This window comes from Thermus antranikianii DSM 12462, assembly GCF_000423905.1.
Lineage (GTDB): Bacteria > Deinococcota > Deinococci > Deinococcales > Thermaceae > Thermus > Thermus antranikianii.
Genome location: NZ_AUIW01000015.1, coordinates 1 through 16,837 on the forward strand (window position 1 = coordinate 1; position 16,837 = coordinate 16,837).

Here is a 16,837-nt window from a genome sequence, read left to right on the forward strand (position 1 = left end):
TCCCGGTATCTGCGCATTTCACCGCTACTCCGGGAATTCCACCACCCTCTCCCACCCTCTAGCTTGAGCGTATCCCACGCTCCCCCACGGTTGAGCCGTGGTCTTTCACATGGGACGCCCCAAGCCGCCTACACGCCCTTTACGCCCAGTAAATCCGGGTAACGCTCGCGCCCTCCGTATTACCGCGGCTGCTGGCACGGAGTTGGCCGGCGCTATTACCTGGGTACCGTCATCCCCCTAACCGGGGCTTTCGTCCCCAGTTCAGGAGTTTACACCCCGAAGGGCTTCCTCCTCCAAGCGGCGTCGCTCCGTCAGGCTTCCGCCCATTGCGGAAGATTCCTAACTGCTGCCTCCCGTAGGAGTGGGGCCCGTGTCTCAGTGCCCCTGTGGCCGGCCGTCCTCTCAGACCGGCTACCCGTCGTCGCCTTGGTGGGCCTTTACCCCACCAACTAGCTGATGGGACGCGGGCCCATCCGGAAGCGGGGCTATCCACCCCTTTAGTCCTACCCCACAGGATAGGACCACATGGCGGATTAGCCTGGGTTTCCCCAGGTTGTCCACCTCTTCCGGGTAGGTCACCCACGCGTTACTCACCCGTCCGCCGCTGGGTAGGCATAAACCTACCCCGCTCGACTTGCATGTCTTAGGCACGCCGCCAGCGTTCACCCTGAGCCAGGATCAAACTCTCCAACAAAAAGAACTCGCCCGAAGGCGTTGTGTTTCGCGTGTTGCCCTATTCCTGCGCTTTCAAGATCCCCCGCCGGTCCAACCGGCGCACCATTGAATGTACCAAGCAGGGACTTTTCTGTCAAGATGGGGGCATGCTGGACCTCTTGGTGGTGGTCCCCCACCCCGACGACGAAAGCTTTGGTGCTGGTGGGGCGCTTCTCCTTGCCAAAAGGGCCGGGCTCAGAACGGGTATCCTTACCCTCACCCAAGGGGAGGCCGGAAGAACCCTGGGGCTTTGTCCCCCCGAGGAGCTGCCTAGGGTGCGGGCCCAAGAGCTAGAGCGGGCGGCGGAGATCCTGGAGGTGGACTTCCTCGAGGTCCTCTCCTTCCCCAACGCCCTACCCCAGGCGGTTCACCTGGAGTACAGAGGCCCCAAAGAGGCGGCGGAGGGACCCCGCGGCCTGGCCTCGGGGAAAGGCCTCCTCGACCATCCCGAGGCGGAAGCAGCCATCCGGGAAAGGCTTCTTGCCCAAAGGCCCCGTTATATCCTCACCTTTCCCCCTGACGGCATCAACGGCCACCCCGACCACGTGGCCACAAGCCGCTACGCCACCAGGGCGGCGAAGGGCCTGGCCCAGGTGGTATACTTCGTGCGGCCCGAAGGCCCCTGGCCCGTCACCCACCGCCTACACCTACCCGAATGGGCCCTGGCTCGGAAGCTCAAGGCCCTGGCCCAGCACCGGACCCAAGCCCTGTCCGTGCTGGATTTCATGGAAAGGTATCCAGAGAGGCTCTGGATGGAAACCTTCCACCTCCCTGGGGCGAAGGGCATCCAGGAGGGGCCATGGTGGTAAAGCCCCTGAACCACACCGCCGACGTGGGGTTCCTCCTGGAGGCGGAAAGCCTCGAGGGCCTCTTCCAGGCCGCCCTGAAAGGGCTTCTCCAGGTGATGTTCCTCTTTCCCCCAGAAGGGGGAAGCCGGCGCAGGCGCCTTTCCCTGGAGGCGGAGGACCTGGAAACCCTCCTGGTCCGCTTCCTTAACGAGCTCATCTACCTGATCCAGACCAAGGGCTTCGTGCCCGGAAGGGCCCGGGTACAGGTAAACAAGGAAGCCGGGGGCTACCGCCTCACCGCCACCCTCTGGGGCGAGCCCTTCCAGGAGAGCCTTGGCTTCCAGGGGGAGGTGAAAAGCGCCACCTTCCACGGCCTGCAGGTGAGCCGGGAAAACGGGGTATGGAAGGCCCAGGTGATCCTAGACGTGTAAGGCGGAAAGACCCGCCCGCACCCGGTCTAAAAGCCCTGCCGCCACCAAGCTCCTGGCCCGAAGGAGGGCGTTTTTCACCGCCAAAGCGTCGGCGGAACCGTGGCCGATGAAGACCGCTCCCTCCACCCCTAGAAGCGGCATGGCCCCATACTGGGCAGGATCCACCCTGTCCCTCACCTTTCGCAAAGCCCCCCGGGCCAGGAGGGCCCCCAACCGGGCCAAGGGACTTGAGGTGAGGGCTTCCTTGATCCAACCGAGGAGGACCTTGGCCTCCCCCTCCGCCAGCTTCAGGGCCACGTTCCCGGTAAAGCCGTCGGTGACCACCACCTCCGCGGTGCCCAAGAAGATGTCCCGCCCCTCCACGTTGCCGAAAAACCGCTCTCCCAAGGCATCCTTCAGGAGGGGGTAGGTTTCCAACACCAGGGCGTTGCCCTTCCCCTCCTCCTCACCGATGGAAAGAAGGCCCACCTTGGGGTCCTTAAGGCCGCTGGCCTCGGCATAGGCCAGGCCCATGGCGGCGAACTGCACCAAGAAGGAAGGGCGGCAGTCGGCGTTGGCCCCCCCGTCCAGGAGGAAGGTGCGTCCCCTTTGGCTGGGGAACTCCACCAAAAGGGCAGGCCTTTCCACCCCTTTGACCCGCCCCAGGGTGAAGAGGGCCGCGGCCATGGTGGCTCCGGTGTGGCCCATGGACACCACCGCCTGGACCTCACCCCGCTTCAGAAGGTCCATGGCCACCATGATGGAGCTTTCCCGGCGCTTCCTCACCTCGGTGGCATGCTCCTCCATGGGGATCCAGTCCGGAGCATGGTGGATGGGCAAGGAAGCCCCCAGGCGAGCGAGCTCAGCCCGCAAGCGGGCCTCCTCCCCCACCAAAAGGACCTCCACCCCTTCCTTAGCGGCCAGGAAGGCTCCCTGGACCGTAACCCCGGGGGCCCGGTCCCCCCCCATGGCGTCCAGGGCGATCCTCATGCGCTCGCAGGAAGGTGCTTCTGGATTTTGGCCTCAAAGTTGCGCTTGGGCTGGGCCCCCACCAGAACCTCCACCGGCTGGCCGTTTTTGAAGAGGATCACCGTGGGAATGCTCATGACCCTAAAGCGCATGGCCGTCTTGGGGTTTTCGTCCACGTCCAGCTTGGCCACCAAGAGCTTCCCCTCGTACTCCCTGGCCAGCTCCTCCAGGATGGGAGCGATCATGCGGCAAGGAGCACACCACTCCGCCCAGAAGTCCACCAGGACCAGGGGGTGTCCGCTTAAGGTCTGGTCAAAGTTGGCGTCGGTAACCTCTATGGGCTTCGCCATACCCCATCACTTTAAAGCAAAACCCCGGGGGCATACACCCCCCGGGGGAACCCTTTAGGATCACCGCCTTTTCCTTCCGCCCTTCTTACCCCCCTTGCCGCTGAAACCCCCGGTGCCCCGGAGGAAGCTTTTGAGCTTGTTCTCAAACTCGGGGGACTGCTTGGGCAGGCGCCTGGGCCTGGGGGGCGGAGCCCCTTCCGGGGCAGGGGTGAGGTCCTTGATGGAAAGGTCCAGACGCCCCCTGGCGTCCCGGCCCTTCACCATCACCTGGACGATGTCCCCCTCGTTGAGGAAGTCCCGCACGTTCCTCACGAACTCGTGGGCGATCTGAGAGATATGCACCAGCCCCTGCTCGCCCCCCGGGAGTTCCACGAAGGCACCAAACTCCGTGACCCGCACCACACGACCCTCTACAACGCTTCCTGCTTCTAGCTCCACTTTGTTTCTCCCTTTGCGCGGCTAGGATCCGCGATGCCTCCACTATAGCACAAAGGGTCGCACCCCCTTTCGGTCCAGGGGGGCGAGGAGTTCGGCAAAGGTGCGCCCAAGCACCGGGTGCCGTCCCTCCGGGATAAGATCGGCCAAGGGCACCAGGACGAAGGCCCGCTGGTGGAGCCTGGGATGGGGCACCTCGAGGCCCTCCTCCCTTAGGACCAGGTCCCCGTAGAGCAGGAGGTCCAGGTCGATGGTCCTCGGCCCCCAGCGCTCCCTCCGCTCCCGCCCAAGGCTTTGCTCTATCCCCAGGAGGCCCTCCAGGAAAGCCCGTGGGGAAAGTCCCGTATCCACCTCCGCCACCAGGTTCAGGTAGGGAGGCTGGGGTGGGCCCACGGGCTCGGTTTCGTACACGGGGGAAAGGCGCAAAAACCGGGTCTCGGGAAGCCGGGAAAGGAGGGAAAGGGCCTGCAGAAGATAGCCCGCCCGGTCCCCCAGGTTGGAACCCAAGCCCACATAGGCCAGCACCTCCCCAGTCTATCCGTTGACAAGGAGGTCCCGCCCCCCTACCCTGAAGGGGAGATGGCCGTCCGGGGCAAAACCTGATGGGGCCTGGGAAGCCAGGCTTCCCGGGCCCGCCCGGGGGCTTTTCTTTTGGAGGCGAGGATGGTTGAGGTAAACGGGGTAAACGTGGACTGGCGGACCCTTCTGGAGGCGGAAAAGAGCCTGGATACTGGCGTCTACACCAAGCACGACCTTCTTTTGGTGCGGGGGCAGGGGGCTAGGGTTTGGGATGCCGAGGGCCACGAGTACATCGACTGCGTGGGGGGCTACGGGGTGGCCAACCTGGGCCACGCCAACCCCGAGGTGGTGGAGGCCATCAAGAAGCAGGCGGAAACCCTCCTCTCCATGCCCCAGACCCTGCCCACCCCCACGCGGGGGGAGTTCTACCGCACCCTGGTAAGCCTTCTTCCCCCCGAACTCAACCGGGTCTTCCCCACCAACTCCGGCACCGAGGCCAACGAGGCGGCCATCAAGTTCGCCTGGGCCCACACCAAGAGGCGGAAGCTGGTGGCCGCCATGCGGGGTTTCTCCGGGCGCACCCTGGGAAGCCTTTCCGTGACCTGGGAGCCCAAGTACCGGGAGCCCTTCATGCCCCTCTTGGGGCCCGTGGAGTTCATTCCCTTTAACGACGTGGAGGCCCTAAGGAAGGCGGTGGACGAGGAAACCGCGGCGGTGATCCTCGAGCCCGTGCAGGGGGAAGGAGGGGTGCGCCCCGCCACCCGGGAGTTTCTGGAGGCCGCCCGGGAGATTACCCGGGAAAAAGGTGCCCTGCTGATCCTGGACGAGATCCAGACCGGCATGGGGCGCACGGGAAGGCGCTTCGCCTTTGAGCACTATGGGGTGGTACCCGACATCCTCACCCTGGCCAAGGCCCTTGGGGGCGGGGTGCCCATCGGGGTAGCGGTGATGCGGGAAGAGGTGGCGAAAAGCATGCCCAAGGGGGGCCACGGCACCACCTTCGGGGGGAATCCCTTGGCCATGGCCGCTGGAGTGGCCGCCCTGCGCTACCTGGAGCGCACCCGGCTATGGGAGAGGGCCGCCGAGCTCGGGCCCTGGTTCATGGAAAAGCTAAGGGAGATCCCCTCCCCCAAGATCCGCGAGGTGCGGGGGCTTGGGCTCATGGTGGGCCTCGAGCTCAAGGAAAAGGTCGCCCCCTACATCGAGCGCCTGGAAAAGGAGCACCGGGTGCTGACCCTACAAGCCGGCCCCACGGTGATCCGCTTCCTTCCCCCTTTGGTCATCGAAAAGGCGGATCTGGAGCGGGTGGTGGAGGCGGTGCGGGCTGTGCTAACCCAATAAGATGAGCGCAAGCGCCTTGGACCCCGTTGAGTTCCTCAAAGGGGCCCTGGAGATCCCCTCCCCTTCCGGGCAGGAGCGCCTGGTGGCAGAGTACCTGGCGGAGGGGATGGAAAGGCTGGGCCTTAAGGCCTTCGTGGACGAGGCGGACAACGCCCGGGGCCAGGTGGGCCATGGCCCCATCCAGGTGGTCCTCCTGGGGCACATCGACACCGTGCCCGGGGTGGTGCCGGTGCGCCTGGAGGGCAACAAGCTCTTCGGCCGGGGAGCGGTGGACGCCAAGGGCCCCTTCGTGGCCATGATCCTGGCCGCTGCTAGGCTTTCGGAAGAAGCCCAGCGGCGCCTTACCGTTCACCTGGTGGGGGCCACGGAGGAGGAGGTCCCCAGCTCCAAAGGGGCCCGCTTCGTGGCCCCGAGGCTCAAGCCCCACTACGCCATCATCGGGGAGCCCTCGGGCTGGGAGGGCATCACCCTGGGCTACAAGGGAAGGCTGCTGGTGAAGGCCAGACGGGAAAAGGACAACTTCCACTCCGCCCACCACGAGCCCAACGCCGCCGAGGAGCTCATCAGCTACTTCGTGGCCATCAAGGCCTGGACGGAGGCCATGAACGTGGGGCAAAAGGCCTTTGACCAGGTGCAGTACACCCTAAGGGACTTCCGCATCCAGCCTGCGGAGCTCAAGCAGGTGGCGGAGATGTTCTTTGACCTGCGCCTTCCCCCAAGACTCCCCCCGGAGGAGGCCATTCGCCATCTCACCGCCTACGCCCCCCCCACCATAGAGCTGGAGTTCTTCGGCCGAGAGGTGCCCTACCTGGGTCCCAAGGACACCCCCCTCACCCGGGCCCTCAGGCAAGGGATCCGCAAGGCTGGGGGAAAACCCGTTTTCAAGCTCAAGACCGGGACCAGCGACATGAACGTCCTGGCCCCCCACTGGAAGGTGCCCATGGTGGCCTACGGTCCTGGGGACTCCACCCTAGACCACACCCCTCACGAGCACATAGAAGTGGAGGAGTTCCTGAAAGGAATAGAAGTGCTTAAGGAGGCCCTCGAGGCCCTGGCCAAGGCGCACCCACCGGAGCCAGCCTTGGGCTAAACTGTGGCCGTGGCCGCCTATGGGTTAGGGTTTGTCGCCCTCCTTGTATTCCTGGGTCTATTCCCCCCCACCGCCCCTTGGAGCGAGCGCTTCCTCACCCCCCTGGTGGCCCTAGGAGGGGGGATTTTCCTTCTAAAACGCCGACGGGGAGCCTGGGGCCTGGGCCTTCTCCTCCTGGGCCTGGGGGACCTGGTCAAGACCCTGGGGGACCTGAAGGATCTACCCAGGGGCCTATACCTAGAGCTCCCCTACCTGGTGGGTTATGCCGCCTTGACCTGGGCTCTCCTCAAGATCCCAGGGGAAAAGCCCCGCCTAAGCCTCCTCCTGGTGCCCTTGGCCCTTTTGGGCCTGGCTTCCGCTTTGAAACCAGAACTGGGCATAGACCGGATCTATACCGTGTGGGATACCCTCCTGCTCCTTCTCCTTTTGCCCAGGCTGGAACCCGTGTTCCGGGAGCGCCTCCTGGGGGAACGGGCCCTTTGGGGAGCAGGGCTTCTCCTCTACCTGGTGGCGGACATGGCCTACGCCTTCCTGGAGGCGGAGGGAGCCTATCCCACCGGCCATCCTGCCCACCTCCTCTGGATCCTGGGGTACCTCCTCCTCGCCTGGGGTATGGAGAAGGAAGGGCGAGGGGAAGGCGTCTTTTTGGGGCAAGCCCTGGCCCTAGGAGGGCTTTTCCTGATGCCCATTCTCCTACTGAACGATCCCACCCCCTGGGGGGTGCGGATCATGGCCCTCTACGGCGGGATGGTGGGGGGGCTGGGCCTCCTTTACGCCAACCACCTGGAATGGCGCCGCACGGAGGAGAAAAGGCTACGCTGGACCCGCTTTCTGGAGGAGCTCGCCCGCCTCTCCCCCCGGGTGACCCAGACCCTAAGCCCTGAGGCTGTGTTGGTGGGGGCCCTCGAGGCCACCCGCCACCTCCTGCCCCAGGCCGTGGGCCTGGAGGTGAGGGGAAGGCGGGGCCTGGTGGGGGAGCGCACCCCCCATTCCCTGGCCATTCCCTTAAACGGGGACACCGCCTACCTCTACCTGCAAAAGCCCTTGGAGGAATCCGTCCCGCCCGGCTTCCTCTCCCTCCTGGGGGAGCGGATCCGGCAAGTCCTGCGCCAGGTGGAGTGGGGCACCCTGGCCCTCACGGATCCCCTCACCGGGCTTTTGAACCGCAGGGGCCTCGAGGCGGAGCTTCCCAAGCTCCTGGCCCTGGCCCGGCGCTACCAGGCCCCCATCAGCGTGGTCATGCTGGACATCGACCGCTTCAAGCGGGTGAACGACACCTACGGCCACCCGGTGGGCGACGAGGTCCTAAAACACCTGGGCCGCATCCTCCAGGCCAGCGTGCGCCGCGAGGACCTGGCGGTGCGCTACGGGGGGGAGGAGTTCCTCCTCTTCCTCTACGGGGCCGACCGCCTTGCGGCCAAGGAGGTGGTGGAGCGCATCCGCTACCGCTTCCGCCACCAAAGGGTGGACCCCATCCCCTATCCCCTCACCCTCTCCGCCGGCATCGCCGGGGGAGAGGTTCCGGAAAGCGAGGCCCAGCTGGAGGACTGGGTTCTCAAGGCCGACTACGCCCTTCTCAGGGCCAAGGAAACGGGCCGGGACCGGGTGACCATGGCGTAAACCCCGTTGCGGCTCTTGCCGCAACGGGGCCTTGAAGACTCTGAGCCGCTACTTCTTGGGCATCATCTTGGCCATGAGGCCTTCCAGGGCCTTCATGTCCTCGTTCAGGTGTCCGAAGGCCTTGCCCAGGGCCTTGAGAAGGAGGAAAAGCACCCCCAGGGCCTTCTGCACCTCGGGGTCGGAAAGCTGTTTCAGGATCCCCGCCAGGCCCACCCGGGGTGGATCCCGCATCACCTCGGGGGTAAAGGTCTCCCCCAGGCCCCGTTGCAGGGCCGAGGCCATCATGCCGATGGCGGCGGGCTCTATCCGGGAAAGGATGTCCAGAACATTGGCCCCGTGGGAAAAAAGCCTGAGCACCTGGGGCTCCATGAGCATCCCCAAGCCCTCCCCGAAGTTCTCAGAGAGGTGGCCCAGGAAGGCCAAGGCCCCGGATCGTTCCAGCTTCTCCAGGGTATCCGCCAGCTTCTCCAAGGCCTCCGCCTGGTCCAGGAAGCGGGCCAGCAGGGAAACCACCTGGAGGTTCTTGGGCTCCATGAGGAGGCCCAGGTTCTCCGCCAGGGTCTCCCCGGCCCCTACCTTGGCCAGGAGGCCTAGCCCGCTCTTTTCCAGGACCTCCTCTATGCGGGCCAGCCTTTCTTCCACCGTAAGCGTCCTCTCCATGACCCCTCCTACTCGATCAAGGTGGCGAACCAGAAGCCCTCAAAGAGCATCTTGGTCACCCGCACCCACTTGCCCACGGCCATCACCCCGCAGGAGGGCATCCCCGTGCCCGCCAGAAGCCTTTCAAAGGAGCACTGGGGCAGAAGGGCGTTATCCCCGAAGTCCATGATGCACATGGCCACGGGGTTGAAGGGCTCGCCGATATAGGCCCCCTTGAGATCGGAGGCGATGACCCCGGCCACGTACTCTCCCTGGAAGTGGGCCACCACCCCAGCGGGGGGCAGCATGAGGGAGGGGTTCACCGTGTCCCCGATGACGAAGACGTTGGCGAACCGGGTGGAGCGGAAGGTCGTCTTGTTCACCTCGGGGAAGCCCTGGGGCCCCGCCAGGGGGGATTCCCGCACCACCCGGTTGGGGGCGAAAGGAGGCGTAAGGATGAGGAGGTCGTAGGCCAGCTCCCGCCCGTCCTTGGCCCTGACCTTGCCCCCTTCAAAGGAAACGGGTTCAAACTCCCCGTGGAAGGCGATGCCCTTGGAGCGGAGGATCTCCATGACCTTCCCCGAGATCACCGGGCCCATGCCCGCCAGGGGCAGGGGGTTTAGGTGGAAGACCTCCACCGTGCTCTTATCCCGGATCCCCTTGACCTTGAGGGCGAACTCCACCTGCCCCGCCACCTCGTAGGGCGCGGGAGGGCAGGGGTAGTAGGGGGAGGAAACCCCCACCACCACCCGGCCCCCCTTGAAGTTCTTGAGAGCCTCCCTCAGCTTCAAGGCCCCCTCGAGGCTCCAGGGAGCGTGGCCGTCCTGGGCGGGGGAAGGCAGCGCCTCCGCCCCCAGGGAAACGATCAGGTAGTCGTAGGAAAGCTCCCCGGCGCTGGTCTTCACCCGGTTGTTGGCGGGGTCTAAGGCCTCCACCGTGGCCTGAAGGTAGGTGATGCCCCGCTTCTCCAGGTTGGCCAGGGGCCTGCGCACCTGCTCGGGCTCCCGCATGCCGAAGGCCACCCAGGGATAGGCGGGCATGAACTCGTGGTAGGCGTTCTTGTCCACCAGGGTGACCTCCACCTCCCTCCCCAGGAGCCTTTTCACCTTGTTGGCCGCCACCAGGCCACCCGAGCCGCCTCCCAAAACCAGAACCTTCGTCGCCATCTTCCACCTCCCGGGTACCCTTACCGTGTACCCCTAAGTCCAGGATGCACCCATCCTCTTTGTGAAGGTAGGTGCAAATGCCCCGCCCGTGAGGGCGGGGGCATCCCTGGCTTAGAGAATCCTCAGGAGGGGTTCCGCAGGCGCTGGAGGAAGAAGAGGCCAAGGCCCAGGAAACCCAGCACCTCCCCGATCCCCACCCCCCGCCCCAGGGCGGGGAGCACGTACCAGGCCAGGTGCAGAAGGCGGAAGAGGGAAATCCAAAGGGCCACGGGCAGGAGATACCGGGCCTCCCGCTTGGGCAGGTTGGTGAGGAGGTAAAGGAAGGGCAGGAAAAACCCCCCCACCGCCCACAGGGCGGCCACCGTGCCCCAAGGGCCTTCCAGGCGCTTCAGGTAAAACTCCACCTCATGGGGCAGATCCCCTCCCCAGATGATGATCAGGGTGGTGGCCTCCACGTAGATCCAGATGATGGAAAGGGCGAGAAGGAGGTTGGTGTGGTTCTGGGCCTGGCCCATGAGGGCGGGCGTTCCCTTGCGGGCCGCCAGGGCCACGGCCACGGCCAGGGCTAAAACCGCTGCGGAAAGAAGGAGGATGGCCCCAAAGGAGGCGGAGTAGAAGTGGGCCTCGAGGGCCATGAAGAGATCATAGGTGAGAAAAGTGCCTGCAACAAAGGCCAACGCCAACCCCCAGGCCCCTACCTCCGCCCGGTGTTCCCCGGGTTTCAGCTTGAGGAGGATCCAGGAAAAGAGGGTGAAGAAGAGGACGTAGCGAAGAAGCATGAAGGGAGCGTTCAGGTACCCCGAGCGGTGCGCCAGTATGGGATCCAACGCAGCCCCAGGCCGGGCCCAGGGGAAAAGCTCCGGCAGGAAGAGGAAAAAGGGCAGGCCCAAAAGCCCCATGAGGGGGAGGAAGCGGGCTAGGGGATAAAGGTAAGGCTCCAGGGGAACACCCCAGCGGCTCCTTAAGGCGTTGTGCAGCAGGAGCACCAGAAGCGCTCCCAAGGAAAGGAGCAGGAAGAAGGCGAAGGGAAAGTAAGCGGCCGGAGCCCCAAAAAGAAAGGCTAGAGCGTAAAGAACCAGGCCCAGGAACAGGAAACCCGAACGGCTTGCCTCAATAGACCTCTGCATTGATCACCTCCAGAGGGCAGGCCTCCTCCTGCAGGCACCGCTTGATGTAGTGGGCAATAAGCCAACGCTCCCTCTCCGGGATGCGGCTTTTGTAGGAGAGCATGCGGCCAAAGCCGTTGGTGGCCGCAAAGTAGAAGTAACCCTCGGGCATGGCCTTCACCGCTGGGTCCAGGAAGGAGCGGGGCTTGGGCATCCCCAAAGGAATCACCCTCCCATCCCCTTCCCCGTTCAGCCCATGGCAGATGGCGCAGAAGGAGCGGTAAAGGACCTTGCCCCGCACAAGCTCCTCGTCCGTGAAGGCGTAGGGGTTGTCGGCGAACCCCCCCTCGGGCTTGAGCCCGGTGCGCACCTCCAGGTTCAGGTTCTCCCCGAAGCGCACCCGTTCCGGGGCCACCTGGACCTGGAGGGGTGCTTCCCGAAACGGCTTCACCTTGGGCTGGTCCCACATCCAGCCGCAGGCGGAAAGGAGGGGGAGCAGGAGAAGAAGCCACCTAGTCACGCCGCACCTCCTCCACCTCGGCGCCCAGTTCCCGAAGAAGGGCCTTGGTGGCCTCCAGGTCGAACCGAGGGTCCGTGGCGTAGACGAAGATCCCGTACTCGTCCATAAGGACCCGCACGTACTCCTTGGCCCTCACCGCAGGGTGGGCGGCCAAGGGAAGGCCGTTTATGTACAGGAGAAAGAGGAAGATCCCCACGGTGATGGTGAGGATGGTGAGCTCAAAGGTCACGGGGATGAAGGCAGGCCAGCCCAAGAGGGTCTTGCCTCCGGCGTTGTGGGGATAGTCCAAGGTGGTGTAGACCTGGAGGAAAAGCCCGAGGCCCACACCCAGAACCCCCAGGCCAAAGGCCACCCAGGGAATGCGCCCATCCCCCCCCAGGACCTCCTCGATCCCCTCCACGGGGTTTGGGGTGAGGGCCTCGAGGTGGCGGTATCCCTTTTCCTTGAGCACCCTTAAGGCCTCTAAAAGCCTTTCCGCAGAGTCAAAGTAGGCCATGAGTCCATACAGCATGGGCCCCTCCTAGTGCTTCCTCAAGCGGTGGAACAGGTGGACCATCTCCGCCACGGCGATGGGTGGGAAGATGCGGATGAAAAGGGAAAGGCCGAAGAGGAAGAAGCCGATGGTCCCGAGGAAGAGGGTCCAGTCCACCCAGGTGGGGTAGTAAAGGTGGAAGTTCCCAGGCAAGAAGTCGTGGGACAGGCTGATGATGACGATCACGAAGCGCTCCAGCCACATGCCCACGTTGGCCAGAATGGAGAAGACGAAAAGCCAGGTGACGTTCTTGCGGAAGCGGGGAAACCAAAGGGTTTGGAGAAGGACCACGTTGATGAGCATCATGGCCCAGTAGTAGGGGGCGTAGGGGCCGGTCATGCGCCAAAGCTGCTGAGCCCACTCCGCGGGCTCCCCCGCGTACCAGGCGATGAAGATCTCCAGGAGATAGATGTAGGCCACGCCGAGGCCCGAGGCCAGGGTCACCTTGGCCATCCAGTCCAGGTGGCGGTCGGTGATCACCCCCTCCAGCCGGTACCACTTTCTGAGGGGAATGATCAGGGTAAGGGCCATGGCAAAGCCCGAGTAGATGGCCCCGGCGGCGAAGAAGGGGGGAAAGACCGTGATGTGCCAGCCCGGCACCAGGCCGTAGGCGAAGTCCATGCTCACCACCGAGTGCACGGAGATCACCACCGGGGTAGCGAGGCCCGCCAAAAGCACATAGACCGCCCTATAGCGCTGCCAATGGACGGCATTTCCCGTCCAGCCCAGGGAGAGCCAGCCGTATAGCTTCCGCCGCCAACCCTGGCTCCTCTCCCTCAGGAGGGCCAGGTCCGGAATCAAGCCCAGGTAGAGGAAGAGGGTGGAGATGGTGAGGTAGGTCATGATGGCCAGCACATCCCAGGAAAGGGGGCTTTTGTACTGGGGCCAGAGGGCCATGTGGGTGGGGTAGGGCATGACCCAGTAGAAGAGCTGGGGCCGGCCCATGTGGATGAGGGGGAAGGTGGCCGCCGCCAGCACGGCAAACAGGGTCATGGCCTCGGTGACCCGGTTCAAGGAGTCCCGCCAGTTCTGGCGCATGAGGACCAGGATGGCGCTGATCAGGGTCCCGGCGTGGCCGATGCCGATCCACCAGACGAAGTGGACGATGTCAAACCCCCAGGCCACGGGCTGGTTGATGCCCCAGGTGCCGAGGCCCTTCACGAAGGTGACGAAGATGGCATAAAGCCAGGCCAAGGTCAAGGCCCCCCCCACGGCCAAGACCACCTTCCAGGGCCTGGGGGCTGGCTTCTCCACCGGTTCCAAAAGCTTTTCCACCAAGGTCTTCTCCGTCCACTCCCCCTGGATCAGGTCGTGGTCGGGATGGGGTTCCTTATGCGCCATGCCTCCCCTCCTTCAGCTTGGGATTGGGGTTTTTCAAGTGGGCCAGGTAGGTGGTGCGGGGCCAGGTGTTGGCCTCCTCCAGAAGGGCGTAGTGCCTTCCCTCCTTGCGGTGGGCCTGGATGGGGTCTTCAGGGTCCAGAAGGTCCCCGAAGTGGATGGCCTTCCCCGGGCAGACCTCCTGGCAGGCGGTCCTGATCTCCCCGGTGCGGATCTTCCGCCCCTCCATGGCCGCCTTGGCCCGGGTTTTTTCGATGCGCTGCACGCAGTAGGTGCACTTCTCCATTACCCCGCGGCTCCGCACCGTCACCTCGGGGTTCATGAGGAGGGCCAGGGGGCTTTCCTTGGCCCTGCGGGGGTCTCCCTTGCCCACGAAGGCCTCCCCGTAGGGGAAGAAGTTGAAGCGCCGGGCCTTGTAGGGGCAGTTGGCGGAGCAGTACTTGGTGCCCACGCAGCGGTTGTAGACCATAAGGTTTAACCCCTCATCGGAATGCAGCGTGGCCGCCACCGGGCAGACGGCCTCGCAAGGGGCCTTCTCGCAGTGCTGGCACATCACCGGCTGGTGCACCACCCCCTCCTCGGCGAAGTAGCGGTCGATGCGGATCCAGTGCATCTCCCGCCCCTTGGCCACCTCCTCCTTGCCCACCACGGGGATGTTGTTCTCCACCTGGCAGGCCAGGGTGCAAAGCCCGCACCCCAGGCAGCGGCTTAGGTCCACGGTCATGGCCCAGGCGTGCTCCCCTTGGGGCCAAGGGGGATAGAAGGAGATCCGCTTCTCCTTCTCCGGTTCGGCCTCGAGGGCCTCGGCCTCCTCCATCACCTTCACCGCCTCCACTTCGCCCAGGTACCCGTGGTACTGGGTGGAAACCAGGGGATAGTCCCGGCCCGTGGGGGTAACCTCCATGGGCCAGACCACCCCTTCGGGGTGGAAGAAGTGGGAAAGGGGGGCTACCCCGCTCCCCTTGGGCAGGCCGGGAAGGGGCCAGAGGGGAAGGAGGGCCTCCTTCTCCCCAGCCTTAACCCGCAGGAGGGGCCTTTTGGGATCCGCCCGCCGCTCCCGGGCCCGGATGTCCGCAAGAAGGCCTAGGGCCTCGGCATCCTCCTCGCTTAAGAGCAAGGCCCCGTCCCAGACCAAGCGGCTTAGGGGCCTCGGAAGCTCCTGCAAATAGGGGTTGTCCCGGTAGCGCCCGTCGTAGAGGCTGGCGTCGGGGCGCAGGGTAAGCTCCCAAGGAGCCTCCTTCCGCAAAGGGGGAAGGCGGCCTTCCAGGCCGGGGCGCACCTCCACGGGCACCTCCCGGGCCTCCGCCAAGGGCCTTCCCTCCGCCAGGGCCCGCTTCTCCTCGGGGGAAAGGGCGGGAAGCTCCTCCCCCAGAAGCCCCGCCAGCACCTCCTCCAGGCTCTTCCCGCCCCACAGGGGCTGGATGAGGGCCTGGCTGGACCAAAGCCGGCCCTCGGCATCCCGGTGCTGGCCCGAGGCCTCGAGGGGATGGGCCAGGGGAAGGCTCCAGGAGGCAGCCTTGTTGGGGTAGAGGGAAAGCGCTGCGGAAAAGGCCTTGCCCGAGAAGCTGGGCAAGGGACCCTCCGCCGCCCACACCAGGCGCTCGGCCTCCTCGGCCTGCAGGAAGGCTTTGGGCGTGGCCGCCTCCTTCTCCGGAGGCTCCACATACCGCACCGGGGCCTTAAGGGCCTGGTTGATGGCCATGACCAGGGCCTGAGCCCCCGGGGAGAGCTGGGGCCCAGCCAGGACCACCCCACCCCGTTGCAGGTCCTCCGCCAAGGCGGAAAGGAACCCTCCGTAGTCCGAGGCCGGGCTTCCCGGCACCACCCCCAGGGTCTGGGCCAAGGCCAGGATAAACGCCTCCACCTGGCTGGGCTTTAAGGCCAGGCGGTGGTCGGCCATGCTTCCCAGAAGGCTGGCCCCGCTTTCCACCGCGTAGAGGCGGTTCATGGGCGGAATGCGCCTGCGGCTTAAGGCCTCCCACCAGAGGTATCCCGCCGGGTGCTCGTGCGCCTCCACGTCCAGGAGAAGTACGGTTTCCGCCTTCTCCGGGGCGTAGACGGGCCAGGCCCTTCGCCCAAAGGCCACCTCCGCCCCCAGGTAGATGTTCTCCAGGCTCCAGGCCTCAAACCGGGCCACCCGGAGGTTGGGGAAGCGAGCCTGGGCTCTTTCCAACAGGCCCTCGAGCCTGGGGGAGGTGGTGCGGGGCAGAACCAGAAGGGTCTCCCCCTCTGCCAAAGCCCGCCGCCAGGCGGCGTAAAACCCCTCCCAGTCCGGGGCCTTGCCCTGGCGGGCCGGGTCGTATAGAGCGTAGAGGCCCGCCAGGGGATAGGGGCCCATGGCCCTCTCCAAAGGCGCCATGAAGAGGGGCCTTTCCTGGTAGACCTTTACCCGCACCGGCTCGGCAAAGCCAGCGTGGGCTATGGCGGTGACGAACTCCGCCTCCCCCCCCTCCACCACCCATTCCGGCTGGCGCACGTAGGGTACCCCCTTCCGCCGCACCACCGGGGTACAGGCGGCCAGGGACAAAAGCCCCAAAGCCAAGAACCCCCGCCGGGTCACAGGACCAAAGGGAAACTCCTCACGGAAGAGCTCCCGCTCCAAAGCTTCCTCATAACCGCGCCGTTCCCTCATGAAGCCTCCTAACGGTGACAGGTGTTGCAGCTGGTAAGGGCCTCCGCCGAACGCACCTGGTAGATCTCCTTCAGCTTCTTGCCCAACTCGGGATCCGGGGTGTAGGCCATGTTGAAGACCTGCTCCCTGGGCCTGAGGCGGGCCTCAGGCTGGCGGTGGCAGTCCAGGCAGAACTTCATGGTGAAGGCCTGGGGCTGGCGGACCACCGCCATCTGGTCCACCCGGCCGTGGCACTCGGCGCACCCCACCCCCTTGGCCACGTGGGCCCCGTGGTGGAAGTAGACGAAGTCGGGCAGGTTGATGACCCGGTTCCAGCGCAAGGGCTCCCCGGTTTCCCAGCTTCGCCGCACCAGGGCCAGGTTGGGGCTATCGGGCTTGATGAAGGTGTGGCAGGTCATGCAGGTTTCCGTGGGAGGCAGACCCGCGTAGGCCGCCCGCTCCACGCTGGAATGGCAGTAGCGGCAGGAAAGCCCCAACCCCCCGGCGTGGAAGGCATGGCTGAAGGGCACGGGTTGCTCCACGGGCAGGGTGCGCTGCTCAAAAGCCCCCACCGCCACCCCAGAAAAGACCACCACCAGTAAGGCGAACACCCCTAAAACCGTTCCCCAGAAGAAGGTTTTTACCCATCGGTTGCGCCGCCGCATGCCACCTCCGGTCTTAAGGGCCAA

The 16,837-nt window shown here is 65.2% G+C and carries 17 protein-coding genes and 1 rRNA gene; 5 read left to right on the top strand and 13 right to left on the bottom strand.

Annotated elements, in window-relative coordinates; all coding sequences use genetic code 11:
- Window positions 1-694, bottom strand: a 16S ribosomal RNA gene (locus tag G584_RS0109410); the annotation flags it as partial.
- A gap of 127 nt (window positions 695-821) precedes the next feature.
- Here G584_RS0109410 and G584_RS0109415 point away from each other — a divergent pair.
- Both G584_RS0109415 and G584_RS0109420 read left to right on the top strand, forming a co-directional pair.
- Window positions 822-1,523, top strand: a complete 702-nt coding sequence (locus G584_RS0109415; protein ID WP_038051022.1) for a PIG-L deacetylase family protein — start codon at window positions 822-824, stop codon at window positions 1,521-1,523.
- Window positions 1,514-1,933 (top strand): archease, encoded by a 420-nt coding sequence (locus tag G584_RS0109420; protein WP_028494403.1) that lies wholly within the window; start codon window positions 1,514-1,516, stop codon window positions 1,931-1,933. The genes G584_RS0109415 and G584_RS0109420 overlap by 10 nt, the downstream gene beginning before the upstream one ends.
- On the opposite strand, the gene plsX is transcribed toward G584_RS0109420, so the two are convergent.
- The 4 genes from plsX to folK are packed head-to-tail and all read right to left on the bottom strand — an operon-like array spanning window position 1,922 to window position 4,191.
- Window positions 1,922-2,902 carry a phosphate acyltransferase PlsX gene (gene plsX / locus G584_RS0109425; protein ID WP_028494404.1) on the bottom strand — a complete coding sequence of 327 codons (981 nt, stop codon included), beginning with the start codon at window positions 2,900-2,902 and terminating at the stop codon, window positions 1,922-1,924. The genes G584_RS0109420 and plsX overlap by 12 nt on opposite strands.
- Window positions 2,899-3,231 (bottom strand): thioredoxin, encoded by a 333-nt coding sequence (gene trxA, locus G584_RS0109430; RefSeq protein WP_028494405.1) that lies wholly within the window; start codon window positions 3,229-3,231, stop codon window positions 2,899-2,901. Before trxA ends, plsX begins: the two co-directional genes overlap by 4 nt.
- Window positions 3,232-3,291: 60 nt before the next feature.
- The gene (locus G584_RS0109435; RefSeq protein ID WP_028494406.1) at window positions 3,292-3,669 is read right to left on the bottom strand and encodes an RNA-binding protein S1; all 378 of its coding nucleotides are present in this window, start codon (window positions 3,667-3,669) and stop codon (window positions 3,292-3,294) included.
- 42 nt (window positions 3,670-3,711) lie between these two features.
- The gene (folK, locus tag G584_RS0109440) at window positions 3,712-4,191 is read right to left on the bottom strand and encodes a 2-amino-4-hydroxy-6-hydroxymethyldihydropteridine diphosphokinase (RefSeq protein WP_028494407.1); all 480 of its coding nucleotides are present in this window, start codon (window positions 4,189-4,191) and stop codon (window positions 3,712-3,714) included.
- Between the two features lie 138 nt (window positions 4,192-4,329).
- Between folK and lysJ the strand changes: the two genes are divergently transcribed.
- From lysJ to G584_RS0109455, 3 genes are read left to right on the top strand one after another with little or no spacing between them, the layout of a single operon-like run.
- A complete protein-coding gene (gene lysJ, locus G584_RS0109445; RefSeq protein WP_028494408.1) occupies window positions 4,330-5,526 on the top strand; it encodes a [LysW]-aminoadipate semialdehyde transaminase LysJ in 1,197 nt (398 codons plus the stop codon).
- Window position 5,527: 1 nt separating this feature from the next.
- The gene (locus G584_RS0109450; RefSeq protein WP_028494409.1) at window positions 5,528-6,616 is read left to right on the top strand and encodes a [LysW]-lysine hydrolase; all 1,089 of its coding nucleotides are present in this window, start codon (window positions 5,528-5,530) and stop codon (window positions 6,614-6,616) included.
- A gap of 9 nt (window positions 6,617-6,625) precedes the next feature.
- A complete protein-coding gene (locus tag G584_RS0109455) occupies window positions 6,626-8,236 on the top strand; it encodes a GGDEF domain-containing protein (RefSeq protein WP_028494410.1) in 1,611 nt (536 codons plus the stop codon).
- A gap of 48 nt (window positions 8,237-8,284) precedes the next feature.
- On the opposite strand, the gene G584_RS12800 is transcribed toward G584_RS0109455, so the two are convergent.
- From G584_RS12800 to G584_RS0109495, 8 genes are all read right to left on the bottom strand, one after another.
- Window positions 8,285-8,896: a helical membrane plugin domain-containing protein gene (locus tag G584_RS12800; protein WP_028494411.1), complete on the bottom strand. Its 612-nt coding sequence runs from the start codon at window positions 8,894-8,896 to the stop codon at window positions 8,285-8,287.
- A gap of 8 nt (window positions 8,897-8,904) precedes the next feature.
- Window positions 8,905-10,041, bottom strand: coding sequence for an NAD(P)/FAD-dependent oxidoreductase (locus G584_RS0109465; protein ID WP_028494412.1), 1,137 nt, complete (start codon window positions 10,039-10,041; stop codon window positions 8,905-8,907).
- A 122-nt stretch (window positions 10,042-10,163) separates the two neighbouring features.
- On the bottom strand, window positions 10,164-11,168 hold the full coding sequence (locus G584_RS0109470) for a hypothetical protein (protein WP_028494413.1): 1,005 nt from the start codon (window positions 11,166-11,168) through the stop codon (window positions 10,164-10,166).
- A complete protein-coding gene (locus G584_RS0109475) occupies window positions 11,152-11,667 on the bottom strand; it encodes a c-type cytochrome (RefSeq protein WP_028494414.1) in 516 nt (171 codons plus the stop codon). Before G584_RS0109475 ends, G584_RS0109470 begins: the two co-directional genes overlap by 17 nt.
- Complete coding sequence (locus G584_RS0109480) at window positions 11,660-12,178, bottom strand: DUF3341 domain-containing protein (protein ID WP_028494415.1); 519 nt, start codon at window positions 12,176-12,178, stop codon at window positions 11,660-11,662. The genes G584_RS0109475 and G584_RS0109480 overlap by 8 nt, the downstream gene beginning before the upstream one ends.
- A 9-nt stretch (window positions 12,179-12,187) precedes the next feature.
- On the bottom strand, window positions 12,188-13,540 hold the full coding sequence (nrfD, locus tag G584_RS0109485) for an NrfD/PsrC family molybdoenzyme membrane anchor subunit (RefSeq protein ID WP_028494416.1): 1,353 nt from the start codon (window positions 13,538-13,540) through the stop codon (window positions 12,188-12,190).
- On the bottom strand, window positions 13,530-16,169 hold the full coding sequence (locus G584_RS0109490) for a 4Fe-4S dicluster domain-containing protein (RefSeq protein ID WP_028494417.1): 2,640 nt from the start codon (window positions 16,167-16,169) through the stop codon (window positions 13,530-13,532). Before G584_RS0109490 ends, nrfD begins: the two co-directional genes overlap by 11 nt.
- Window positions 16,170-16,177: 8 nt before the next feature.
- Window positions 16,178-16,813 carry a cytochrome c3 family protein gene (locus tag G584_RS0109495; RefSeq protein WP_028494418.1) on the bottom strand — a complete coding sequence of 212 codons (636 nt, stop codon included), beginning with the start codon at window positions 16,811-16,813 and terminating at the stop codon, window positions 16,178-16,180.
- Window positions 16,814-16,837 lie beyond the last annotated feature (24 nt).